Genomic DNA, 11,393 nt, shown 5'->3' on the forward strand with positions numbered 1-11,393 from the left:
GGCACGTCCGCACGGAAAGAAACGGAGCCGCACCATGGCCGAGCCGAGCCGGCTCGCGGAGGATCCTCAGCTCCTGCTGCTGCACGCGGCCGGTCTCGGCCGGGCGAGCTGGGACGCCGTCGTCGAACGTATCCCGGGCTTCGCCCGGACCCTCGCGATCGACCTGCCCGGTCACGGCAGCGTGCCGGGGCTCGCGTACGACCGTGACGTCGTGCCGAGGCTCGCCGAGTACGTCGCGGAGCGGATCGCCGCGCTGGGGCTGCGCAGGCCGCACGTGGTCGGGCACTCGCTCGGCGGGGTGATCGCGCTCGAACTGGCGCGTCGGGTGCCCGTCGCGGCGGTGACCGCCCTGTGCAGCATCGGGTTCCGGGCGGTCTGCCACGCCTCGATGTGCGTGGTGCGGACCCACGCGATCCTGCGGATGACCGGCGCGGTGGGGCCGAGGACGCGGGGGCGGCTGCTCAACAGGGGGGTGGTCCGCAGGATGGTCATGGGCAGCGTGTCGGCCCGGCCCGCCGCCCTCCGGCCGGACGTGGCCGCCGCCGACGTGACCTCGATGATCACCAGTGACCTGTCCGCCCTGAGCCGGTACGCGGGGCTCTACTCGTTCCGCGCCGACGCCACCGACACGACGCCGGTGAACCTCGTGTGGGCCGACCAGGACCGCGTGGTCCCGTTGCGTGACGCGCTCCGGGCCCGGCGGGTGCTCCCGAGGGCGCAGCACTTCGTCATCCCCGGCAGCGGTCACTTCGTCGTACGCGACGACCCGCACGGCGCCGCTGCCGTCATCCACGCCTGCCACACCCAGGTGCTGCGGGAGAGGCAGGCCGAGAATCGCAGAGGAGCCCGCGGAAATGTGAACCCACAGCGCGGTAATTGAGCTGGCAATTTGGCCCCGCACACCTGTCGGGGCGGGAACTGTTGACCGACCGGACGCGACTACTGAGGTACTCGGATCCCGGGACCACCGCTCAGAGGAGTGCGAATGAAAATCACCCCGCAGGCTGGAAAGAAGTTCGGCGTGATCGTGGAGGGTTTCGACGCGGAAACCGCCTCGGCGCAGGACATCGTCGAGCTGAAGAAGGCCATCTACTCGAACAAGATCGTCGTACTGAAGAACCAGGACCTGTCGCCGCAGCAGTTCCTGGCGCTCGGTCAGCGGCTGGGCCGGGTCGCGGAGTACTACGAGCCGGTCTACCACCACCCCGAGGTGAAGGAGGTGTTCGTCTCCTCCAACGTCAAGGAGGAGGACGGCCGCCAGATCGGGGTGCCGAAGACCGGCAAGTTCTGGCACTCGGACTACCAGTTCATGCCGCGTCCGTTCGACATCACCATGATCTACCCGCAGGTCGTGCCGTCGAAGAACCGTGGCACCTACTTCATCAACCTGGCGACGGCCTACGAGCAGCTCTCCGAGGAGCTGAAGCTGGCCGTCAAGGACACCACGGCGACGCACAGCGTGCTGCGGTACTTCAAGATCCGGCCGACCGACGTCTACCGGCCGATCTCGGAGATCATCGACGAGGTCAACGCGAAGACCCCGCCGGTGACGAGCCCGCTCGCGTTCCCGCACCCGCACACGGACGAGACCCTGCTGTACATCAGCGAGGGCTTCACGCTGTCGGTGCAGGACGCGGACGGCAACGACCGGCCGGAGCTGCTGGCCGAGCTGCTCACGGCCACCGGCCAGCTCGACCGCACCTACCAGCACGAGAACATCCACCTCCAGACGTTCGAGAAGGGCGACATGCTCCTCTGGGACAACCAGAGCCTGGTCCACCGGGCGCTGCACACCGCGACGCCGGAGCCGGCCGTGTCCTACCGCGTCACCGTCTACGACGACGTGGACGCCGCTTAGTCCCTCACGGACGTTCGATCCGCGGTGGGATCCGGCGGTGTCGACCGTCGGATCCCACCGGTGTCCACATCGCACGAGGTCGAGAGGCATGACGTGGCAGACCAGTTGACGGCGGCGACGATCCGGGCGGACGTCGCCGAGATGCTCCACCGTCGCCCGGACGAGAGCTTCGACACGGAGGACCTGTTCGACTGCGGCCTGGACTCGGTGCGGTTGATGACGCTCATCGAACGGTGGCGCGACGCCGGGGCCCGGGTCAGTTTCGTCGACCTGGCCGAGCGGCCGACGGTGGAGCACTGGGTGAAGCTGCTGGTGGGCCGGGATGACTGAGCCGCTGCCGTTGGGCGCCGCCCAGGAGGGGATCTGGACCGGTCAGCAGTTCGACCCGGACAGTCCCGCCTTCAACACCGCCGAGTACGTGGAGATCCGCGGCCCGGTCGACGTGCGGCTGCTGGAGGCGGCGGTGCGCGGGGCGGTCGGCGAGGCCGAGGCGCTCAACGTCGTGTTCGAGGAGGACGCCGACGGCCGCCCGTGGCAGCGTCCCCGCGAGAACCACGGATCGTGGCCCCTGCACCTGGTCGACACCAGCGCCGAGGCGGATCCGCTCGCCGCCGCGACGGCCTGGATGCGCGCGGACCTCGACAACCCCGTCGACCTCCGCAAGGACCCGCTGTTCCGGCAGGCGTTCCTCCGGCTCGGCCCGGACCACCTCCTGTGGTACCAGCGTGTCCACCACATCGCCCTGGACGGGTACGGGCTGTCGCTGGTCGCCCGCCGGGTGGCCGAGCTCTACACCGCCCTCGTCGAGGGGCGGGAACCACCGCCCCGCACGTTCGGGTCGCTGTCCGCCGTGGTCGACGAGGACCGGGCCTACGCCGACTCGGACCGGTACGCCGCCGCGCGCGAGCACTGGACGTCCCGGGCGCAGGGCAGGCCGGCGCCGGTGGTGCTCGCCCGCCGCACGGGGAAGCTGGCGCGGACGGTGGTCCGCGCCACCGCCGACCTCGACGCCGCCGGCATCGACGCGCTGAAGGCGGTCGCCAAGGCCACCGCGACCACGTGGAGCGAGACCGTCATCGCAGCCTTCGCGGCGTACCTGCACCGGATGACCGGCGCGGACGAGCTGACGCTCGCGCTGCCGGTCATGTCGCGGCTCGGTTCGGTGTCGCTGCGGGTGCCGTGCATGGTCACCAACGTCGTGCCGCTGTGGGTCCGTGTCGAGCCCACCGCCACGCTGGCAGGCCTCACCGCGCAGGTCGCCGCGGAGCTGCGGGCCGGGCGCCCGCACCTGCGCTACCGGTACGAGCAGCTGCGCCGCGACCTGCGGATGGTCGCCAGCGAGCGCAAGCTGTTCGGCCCGTCGGTCAACATCATGCCGTTCGACTACGGCCTGAGCTTCGCCGGGCACCGGGGCGTCGTGCACAACGTCAGCGCCGGGCTCGTCGAGGACCTGGTGGTCCACGTGTACGACCGGGCCGACGGCAGCGGGCTGCGGATCGTCCTCGACGCCAACCCGAACTGCTACGACGACGAGGAACTCACCGGTCACCTGACCCGGTTCCTGGCCTTCCTGCGCCGCGTGACCGACGCCGCCGACACTCCGGTCGCCGACGTCGACCTGCTCCTCGACGGCGAGCGCCGGCTGCTGCTCCAGGAGTGGAACGACACGGCCCGGCCCCTGCCGGCGGTCACCGTGCCCGCGCTGTTCGCGGCGCAGGCCGCCGCGACGCCGGACCGTACGGCGCTGGTGGCCGGCGACGCCACGCTGACCTTCGCCGAACTCGACCGCCGCGCCGACCGCCTCGCCCACCTGCTCGTCGCCCGGGGGGCGGGCCCCGACCGGCACGTGGGGCTCCTGCTGCCCCGCACCTCGGAGGCGATCGTGGCGCTGCTCGCCGTGCTCAAGGCCGGCGCCGCGTACGTGCCCGTCGACCCGGACCTGCCCGCCCGGCGGGTCGCGGCGATGCTCGCCGACAGCGCACCCGTCGTGCTGCTCGCCACCGGGGCGCTGTGGGCCGGCCACCGGCAGTCGGAGGTCCCGGTCCTGCTCGTGGACGACCCCGCGACCGTCGCGGAGCTGGCCGAGGCGCCCGACGTGCCCGTACCGGACGCCGGCCTCGCGCCGGAGCACGCGGCCTGCCTCATCTACACGTCCGGCTCCACGGGGGTGCCGAAGGGCGTCGTGGTCGAGCACCGTGGGCTGGTCAACCTCTTCCACCACCACCGCGACACGATGATCCGGCCGGCGGCCGGCGGTCGGGTGTGCCGGGCCGTGCTGTCCGCGTCGCTGTCGTTCGACACGTCGTGGGAGGGGCTGCTGTGGCTGCTCGACGGCCACGAGCTGCACTTCGTCGACGACGACCGGCGTCGGGACCCGGCCGCGATGCTCGACTACGTCGACCGGCACGCGATCGACTTCATGGACATCACCCCCACGTACGCCGAGGAGTTGGTGGCGAACGGGTTCCTCGACGCCGGCCGGCACCGGCCCGCCGTGCTCGCGCTCGGCGGCGAGGCCACCGGCCCCGCGCTCTGGACGGCCCTGCGCGACGCCGGCATGACCGTCTACAACCTGTACGGCCCCACCGAGTGCACGGTCGACACCCTCTGGTGCCGGCTCGCGGAGAGCGCCGAGCCGATCGTGGGCCGGCCGCTCACCAACACCAGGGCGTACGTGCTGGACCCGGCGCGCAGGCTCGTGCCGCCCGGCACGGTGGGCGAGCTGTACTTCGCCGGGGCGCCGGTCGCCCGCGGCTACCACGACCGCCCCGAGCAGACCGCGGAGCGGTTCGTGGAGGACCCCTTCGGGCCCCCGGGCGGTCGGATGTACCGCACCGGCGACCTGGCCCGCTGGCGGCGCGACGGCACCCTGGAGTTCCTCGGCCGCGCGGACGACCAGGTCAAGATCCGTGGCTTCCGCATCGAACCGGGGGAGATCGAGGCGGTCCTGCTCGCCCACCCCGCGGTCGCCCAGGCGGCGGTGGTGCCCCGCGAGGACGCGCCCGGTCAGGTGCGGCTCGTCGGCTACGTCGTGCCGGCGGGCGACTCCGCGCCGGAGCCCGCCGCGCTGCGGCAGTTCGTGGCGGAGCGGCTGCCCGACTACATGGTGCCGCCCGCGTTCGTCGCGCTGGAGGCGATCCCGCGTACCACGAACGGCAAGCTCGACCGCGCGGCCCTGCCCGCGCCGGACCTGACCGCTACGGTCGGCGGTCGCGCGCCGCGCGACCACCGCGAGGCGGTCCTGTGCGGTCTCTTCGCCGAGCTGCTCGGTCTGCCCGAGGTCGGCATCGACGACGACTTCTTCTCGCTCGGCGGGCACTCCCTGCTCGTCGCCCGGCTGATGGGCCGGGTACGCGCGGAGTTCGGCGCGGAGATCAGCATCCGGACGGTGTTCGAGGCGCCGACCGTCGCGAAGCTCGCGCCGGCGCTCGCCACGGACACCGGCGGTGGCTCCACCGAGGTGCTGCTCCCGTTGCGGACGCGGGGGAGCGGGCCGCCGCTGTTCTGCGTCGCGCCGGCGACCGGGCTGGCGTGGTCGTACGCCGCGCTGCTGGCGAGCCTGCCCGACCGCCCGCTGTACGGGCTCCAGTCGGTCGCCGCCACGGACTGCGCCAGCGTCGCCGACCTGGCCGTCGACCACGTACGCCGCATCCGTGAGATCCAGCCCGCCGGGCCCTACCACCTGCTCGGCGCGTCGTTCGGCGGCCTGGTGGCCCACGAGATGGCCACGCAGCTCGCGGAGTCCGGCGAACCGGTGGCCCTGCTCGCGCTGCTCGACTCGTTCCCGGTCCCGGCCGCCTGGCGGGAGCTGCCGCCGCCCGGCGAGCACGACGCCGCCGCCGCGGTGCTCGGCCAGGCCGTGCTCGGCGGCCTCGACGAGGCGCAGCGTCGCCTCGCGTACGACGCCTTCGCGCGCAACTCGCGGCTGGCCGCCGGCTGGACGCCCCGGCGCCTGCGCGGCGACGTGCTGGTGATCGAGGCGACCGACGGCAAGACACCGGACTGGCCCGGTCCGCAGAGCTGGGAGCCACACGTCGACGGGCGCATCGACGTGCACCGGCTCGACTGCACCCACGACGGCATGCTCGCCGCCGGTCCCCTGGCGCGGGTCGGCGCCGTACTCCCACCAGTCGGCGACCTTCGGAGGGCAGCATGAGCGAACGACGTGAGTGGCTCGGACTCGGCGCGGTCCTGGCCGCGACGTTCATGACCCAGGTGGACGGGTTCGTCGTCAACGTGGCCAGCCCGTCCATCCAGCGCGACCTCGACGCGGGCTTCGACCAGATCCAGTTCGTCGGCGCGGCGTACGTGATCGCGTTCGGGGCCCTGATGGTCACCGGCGCGCGGCTCGGCGACCGGGTGGGGCAGCGCACCGTGTTCCTCTGGGGTGTCGCCGGCTTCACGCTCACCTCGCTCCTGTGCGGCATCGCACCGGACGCCGACCTGCTCATCGTGGCCCGGTTCCTGCAGGGCGCCACGGCGGCGTTCATGGCGCCCCAGGTGCTCGCGATCATCCGGGCCACCGTGCAGGACCCGGACCGGCTCGCGCGGGCCATCAGCGTCTACGGCGTCGTCATCGGCCTGGGCGTGATCAGCGGCATCGCGGGCGGCGGCCTCATCGTCGAGGCCGACATCCTCGGCCTCGGCTGGCGGCCGGCGCTGCTCGTCAACGTGCCCGTCGGGATCGCGATCCTGGCGCTGGGCGGGATCCTGCCGCGTACCGTGCCGAAGGCTTCGCAGCGGCTCGACCTCGCGGGCGCGGCGCTCACCATCGTGGCGGCGCCCGCCCTGCTCGTGCCCCTGGTCTTCGGGCCGGGCGGCCCGGCGTGGCTGTGGCTCGGGGTGCCGGTCGCGCTCGCCGTGGCCGTCGTGCTCGTGAACCAGCAGCGGCGCCTGCACCGCGAGGGCGGCAACCCGCTGTTCCCGCCGCGGGTCGTCACCGCCCCCGGGATGCGGCTGTCCCTGCTGACCGTGCTGGCGCTGTTCGCCACGAACTCGGGGCTCTTCCTCGTGTTCACCTACTACCTGCAGACCGGGCTGCGCTTCACGCCGCTCACCGCGGCGCTGATGTTCGTGCCGCTCGGGATCGGCTTCTCGCTGGGCTCGGCGGCGAACCGGCGGGTGGGGCGCCTCGTGACGACACCGACCCCGGTCTGGGGCTGCGGCCTGCTGGCCGCCGTCCTGCTGGCGAGCGCGGGGGTCGTCCAGGCTCCCGAGTCCGCGCAGGCACCGATGCTCGTCGCGGTGGTCACGCTGGCCGGCTTCGGGCAGGGCCTGGTCGTCTCACCCCTGGTGGCCGGGATCCTCGGCCGGGTCCGGCCCGCCGAGGCGGGCGCGGCGTCCGGCATGGCGACCACCGTGACGCAGTTCGGCCTGGCGCTCGGGGTCGCCGTCGCGGGGGTCTGCTACCGCACCGTGCTCGGCGCGACGCCCGGCGACCCCGACGTGCCCTTCGCCGACCACGCGACGGCCTTCGCGGTCACCGCGCTCCTGCTCGCGGCCTCCGCGACCTGCGCCGGCCTGGTCAGTGTCCGTCTGCACCACCTGCCCGGGTCCGCGGCCAAGGCAGCGGAACCGGAAGCGGCGGCGGCGCCGTCGCCCGTCGCCACGTCAACCGTTCGGAGGACCGGATGAATCTCAAGCGTTTCCCCCTCGCGGCGGCCGTCGCCGCCCTGCTGCTCACGACGGCCTGCACGGCGGCCAGGAGCGAGGCCGACCAGCCGAACGACCCGCCGAAGGCGGGCTACCCGGTGACGATCACCAACTGCGGCAAGAAGTACACCTACCAGCAGGCGCCGAGCCGCGTGGTCGTGATGAACGGCGGGTCGGTCGCGGAGGTCTCCGCGCTGCTGGAACTCGGCGTCGCCGACCGGATCGTCGCCAACGCGCAGTCCTACGGCGCCTCCGAGGTCGACGGCCGGGTCGACGCGATCAAGAAGCTGCCGACGGGGAACATCAAGCTCAACGACATGTCGGACATCCCGCGCGAGGCCATGATCGGGCTGACGCCCGACTTCGTGATCTCCACCTACGACGGGGGCTTCCGCGCCGAGGCGGGCTTCGCCACCCGCGACGACCTCGCGGCCGTCGGGGCCAACACGTACGCCCCGAAGAGCTCGTGCGGCGAGGTCGGCACGGTCTCCGGCACGCCGACCGTCGAGGACAGCTACGCGCTGCTGCGCGACCTCGGCGCCATCTTCGGGGTGTCCGAGCGCGCCGAGAAGATCATCGCCGACTCCAAGGCGCAGATCGCCGCCGTCGGGGCGAAGACCGCGAACCTGCCGAAGCAGAAGGTCATGCTGATCATCCCCGGCATGGCGATGGGCGGGGAGTTCAGCTCCGTCGGCGGCAACGGGATCTGGAACGACATCATGGCCAAGTCGGGTGCGGTGAACGCCTTCGAGGGCGCCACCGACCAGATGTTCGCCAACCTCTCCCGCGAGCAGGTCGCCAAGGCCGACGTGGACGTCCTGCTCGTCGTGAACTACATGTCGAAGGATCCGGACGCGGACGCGAAGAAGCTGCTCGCCCAGTTCCCGCAGTGGGACGCGGCGAAGAACAACCGCTACGTCGTGTTGTCCGACTCGATCTACCTCGGCCCCAGCAACCACCTCGCGGTCTCCAAGATCGCGCAGGCCGCGCACCCCGAGGCGTTCTGAGCGCCATGACCACCTTGTCGCGTTCCACGAACGGCCGGGTGTCGGCCGCGCCGAAGCGCAGCACCACCCGGCCCGCCCCACTGCACGGCGCGCCCCTCCCGCTGTGCCTGCTCGTGCTCGGCGTACTGCTGGTCGTCCTGATCCTCGTCGCGGCGGCCGTCGGCTCGGTGCCGGTCTCCATCGGGGACACCGGCCGGATCGTCTGGGCGCACCTGACCGGGGCGACCCCCGCCGTCGATCCGGCCCACGACCAGATCGTCTGGACCTTCCGGATCCCACGGGTGCTGCTGGCCGCGCTGTGCGGCGCCGGGCTCGCGGTCGCGGGCGTCGTGCTGCAGGCCCTCGTGGCCAACCCGCTCGCCGATCCCTTCATCCTCGGGGTGTCGGCGGGCGGCTCGGTCGGCGCCGTCACCGTGATGGCGCTGGGCGCGGGCGCGGCCGGCGGACTCGGGGTGTCGGGCGCGGCGTTCGTCGGCGCGATGCTGGCGGTGGCGCTGGTCTTCACCCTCGGGCAGCAGCACGGCCGGCTCAACCCGGTCCGGCTCGTGCTCGCGGGGGTCGCGATCAGTTACGTGTTCACCTCGATCACGAGCCTGCTCCAGTTGCAGACGACGCCCAACAACATGCGTCAGATCATGTTCTGGCTGCTCGGCAGCGTCGCGGGCGCCCGCTGGGAGCAGCTCCAGGTCGCGGGCGTGGTCGTCCTCGCGGTGACCGTGCTGCTGACCCTGTACGCCCGGCAGTTCAACGCGCTGGTCACGGGCGACGAGTCGGCGACCGCCCTCGGGATCGACGTCAAGCGACTGCGGATCGTCTCGATCGTCCTGACGTCGCTGCTCGCGGGCGTGCTCATCGCCGTGGCCGGCGGCATCGGCTTCGTCGGGCTGATGGTGCCCCACCTGGTGCGGCTCGCGTTCGGCGTGGACCACCGCCGGGTGCTGCCCCTCGCGGCCCTCGTCGGCGCGGTCTACCTCGTGATCGTCGACCTGCTGTGCCGGACGGTCGACCCGCCGAACGAGTTGCCCCTCAACATCCTGACCGCCCTCTTCGGCGCACCGTTCTTCATCTGGCTGATGCGCCGGGATAGGAGCCTGTCCCACTCATGAAGCTTCAGGTGCAGCAGGTGTGCGTCTCCATCGGCGGCACGCCGATCCTCCGCGACGTCAGCATGGAGGTGGCGCCCGGCGAGGTCGTCGGCCTGATCGGCCCCAACGGCAGCGGCAAGTCCACGCTCCTGCGGACCATCTACCGGTCGGTCCGGCCCGCCGGCGGGCAGGTGCTGCTCGGCGACGAGGACGTCTGGTCGCTGTCGGCGCGGGCGGCAGCGCGGCGGACCGCCGCCGTGTTGCAGAACAGCCCCACCCCGCCGGGCCTGACCGTGCGGGAGGTCGCCGCGCTGGGCCGGACGCCGCACAAGGGGGTCTTCGACCGCGAGACGGCCGACGACCACGACATCGTCGTCGACGCGCTGGAGCGCACCGGCATGCTGGGGCACGCGGAACGGATCTACGGCTCGCTGTCCGGCGGTGAGCGGCAGCGGGTGCTGCTCGCCCGGGCGCTGGCGCAGCAGCCGCAGCTCCTGGTGCTCGACGAGCCGACCAACCACCTGGACATCCGGGCCCGGTTCGAGCTGTTGGAACTGGTGCACACGCTGGCCGTCACCACGCTGGCGGTGCTGCACGACCTGGACCTCGCGGTGCGCAGCTGCGACCGCCTCGTCGTGCTGGACCGCGGGGAGGTGGTCGCGTCGGGGCCGGTGCTGGAGGCGCTCACGCCCCAGGTGCTGTCCGGGGTCTTCGGGGTCACCGCCGAGACGGAACGGCACGACGACGGGGTCGTCCGCGTCACGTACGGCGCCCGGCCGCTGGCCAGGACCGGCGGCTGAGTCGGGGTGCGGCGGACGTGCCCGCCGCCCGGCCGGGCCCGGCCGGGCGGCGCCTCGCCGGGCGGCCGGCGCGCCCTGGGCGCACGGCCCTCGCCGGGCTTGCGCCCGTCGGCGGACCCGTCGCCGGGTTCCCCGCGTCCGCGCGCCAGCCGCGGCGCCGCGCGGTCCCCGGGACGCCCGACACGCTGGCCGAACGGTTCCATCGAATTCTGGTTCCCGGCGATGAGGCCGGCTGGACCGCCACTGGAGTCCGTTCTTCTCGGCATTCCGTACGATTACCGTGAATTCATGTCGGAGTCACTGGGAGAAGGCGCGGTCACGGCACTGGTCCTGGCCGTCGGGCGCGGCGACCGTTCCGCGGCGGATCGTCTCGTCCGCAGCACGCAGCGGGACGTCTGGCGGTTCCTGGTCTACCTGGTGGGGCACGCCGACGCCGAGGACCTGACGCAGGAGACGTTCGTCCGCGCGCTGGGCAGCGCGCACCTGTTCACCGGTCGCCACCACGCGCGGTCCTGGCTGCTGGCCATCGCGCGGCACGTGGCCGCCGACCACTTCCGCGCCGCCGCGAGCCGGCCCCGGATCGTGTCCGACCAGGACTGGCAGGCCACCGCGGAGCGCTCGGGGGCCCACCACCTGCCCGGCGTGGACGACACGGTCGCGCTCAACCTGGCGGTACGCACGCTGCCCGCGGCCCGCCGCGCCGCGTTCGTGCTCACCCAGGTCGTCGGCCTCGGGTACGCGGAGGCGGCCGAGTTGTGCGGCTGTCCCGTCGGCACGATCCGCTCCCGCGTCGCGCGGGCCCGCCGCGACCTCGTGTCGGTCCTGGCGCCGGCCCCGCGGCGGCTTCCGGCGCTGCCCCGGTAGGCCCTCGCCGCCGCCCGGCGGCCCCCGCGTCAAATGTCCCTACTAGAGGATATGACGTGACGGTGGCAAATGTTCCCTAGCATCGATTAGGACCCTTTCGCGCTGCGGTGGCCAGGGGCGGACGGCT

At 72.9% G+C, this 11,393-nt stretch carries 9 protein-coding genes; all 9 read left to right on the forward strand.

Annotated features, from left to right (window positions below):
- Positions 1-34 precede the first annotated feature (34 nt).
- A complete protein-coding gene (locus ACLQ22_RS30135) occupies positions 35-880 on the forward strand; it encodes an alpha/beta fold hydrolase (RefSeq protein ID WP_425695294.1) in 846 nt (281 codons plus the stop codon).
- A 105-nt stretch (positions 881-985) separates the two neighbouring features.
- Positions 986-1,858, forward strand: a complete 873-nt coding sequence (gene scoE / locus ACLQ22_RS30140) for a (3R)-3-[(carboxymethyl)amino]fatty acid oxygenase/decarboxylase (RefSeq protein WP_425695295.1) — start codon at positions 986-988, stop codon at positions 1,856-1,858.
- A gap of 93 nt (positions 1,859-1,951) precedes the next feature.
- On the forward strand, positions 1,952-2,188 hold the full coding sequence (locus ACLQ22_RS30145) for a phosphopantetheine-binding protein (RefSeq protein ID WP_121396260.1): 237 nt from the start codon (positions 1,952-1,954) through the stop codon (positions 2,186-2,188).
- On the forward strand, positions 2,181-6,014 hold the full coding sequence (locus tag ACLQ22_RS30150) for an amino acid adenylation domain-containing protein (RefSeq protein WP_425695296.1): 3,834 nt from the start codon (positions 2,181-2,183) through the stop codon (positions 6,012-6,014). Before ACLQ22_RS30145 ends, ACLQ22_RS30150 begins: the two co-directional genes overlap by 8 nt.
- Positions 6,011-7,492 carry an MFS transporter gene (locus ACLQ22_RS30155; protein WP_425695297.1) on the forward strand — a complete coding sequence of 494 codons (1,482 nt, stop codon included), beginning with the start codon at positions 6,011-6,013 and terminating at the stop codon, positions 7,490-7,492. The genes ACLQ22_RS30150 and ACLQ22_RS30155 overlap by 4 nt, the downstream gene beginning before the upstream one ends.
- Positions 7,489-8,517, forward strand: coding sequence for an ABC transporter substrate-binding protein (locus tag ACLQ22_RS30160; protein WP_425695298.1), 1,029 nt, complete (start codon positions 7,489-7,491; stop codon positions 8,515-8,517). Before ACLQ22_RS30155 ends, ACLQ22_RS30160 begins: the two co-directional genes overlap by 4 nt.
- A 5-nt stretch (positions 8,518-8,522) precedes the next feature.
- On the forward strand, positions 8,523-9,623 hold the full coding sequence (locus tag ACLQ22_RS30165; RefSeq protein ID WP_416612981.1) for a FecCD family ABC transporter permease: 1,101 nt from the start codon (positions 8,523-8,525) through the stop codon (positions 9,621-9,623).
- The gene (locus tag ACLQ22_RS30170; protein ID WP_425695299.1) at positions 9,620-10,402 is read left to right on the forward strand and encodes an ABC transporter ATP-binding protein; all 783 of its coding nucleotides are present in this window, start codon (positions 9,620-9,622) and stop codon (positions 10,400-10,402) included. Before ACLQ22_RS30165 ends, ACLQ22_RS30170 begins: the two co-directional genes overlap by 4 nt.
- Positions 10,403-10,690: 288 nt before the next feature.
- The gene (locus tag ACLQ22_RS30175; protein ID WP_425695300.1) at positions 10,691-11,266 is read left to right on the forward strand and encodes a sigma-70 family RNA polymerase sigma factor; all 576 of its coding nucleotides are present in this window, start codon (positions 10,691-10,693) and stop codon (positions 11,264-11,266) included.
- Positions 11,267-11,393: the final 127 nt, after the last annotated feature.

Origin of the sequence: Micromonospora sp. DT178, assembly GCF_049841695.1 — a bacterium.
Lineage (GTDB): Bacteria > Actinomycetota > Actinomycetes > Mycobacteriales > Micromonosporaceae > Micromonospora.

Excerpts from the sequence above, each read along its gene's own strand:
- scoE (WP_425695295.1), top strand. The coding sequence starts at position 986 with ATGAAAATCACCCCGCAGGCTGGAAAGAAGTTCGGCGTGATCGTGGAG.
- ACLQ22_RS30160 (WP_425695298.1), top strand. The coding sequence starts at position 7,489 with ATGAATCTCAAGCGTTTCCCCCTCGCGGCGGCCGTCGCCGCCCTGCTG.
- ACLQ22_RS30155 (WP_425695297.1), top strand. The coding sequence starts at position 6,011 with ATGAGCGAACGACGTGAGTGGCTCGGACTCGGCGCGGTCCTGGCCGCG.
- ACLQ22_RS30150 (WP_425695296.1), top strand. The coding sequence starts at position 2,181 with ATGACTGAGCCGCTGCCGTTGGGCGCCGCCCAGGAGGGGATCTGGACC.
- ACLQ22_RS30170 (WP_425695299.1), top strand. The coding sequence starts at position 9,620 with ATGAAGCTTCAGGTGCAGCAGGTGTGCGTCTCCATCGGCGGCACGCCG.
- ACLQ22_RS30135 (WP_425695294.1), top strand. The coding sequence starts at position 35 with ATGGCCGAGCCGAGCCGGCTCGCGGAGGATCCTCAGCTCCTGCTGCTG.
- ACLQ22_RS30175 (WP_425695300.1), top strand. The coding sequence starts at position 10,691 with ATGTCGGAGTCACTGGGAGAAGGCGCGGTCACGGCACTGGTCCTGGCC.
- ACLQ22_RS30165 (WP_416612981.1), top strand. The coding sequence starts at position 8,523 with ATGACCACCTTGTCGCGTTCCACGAACGGCCGGGTGTCGGCCGCGCCG.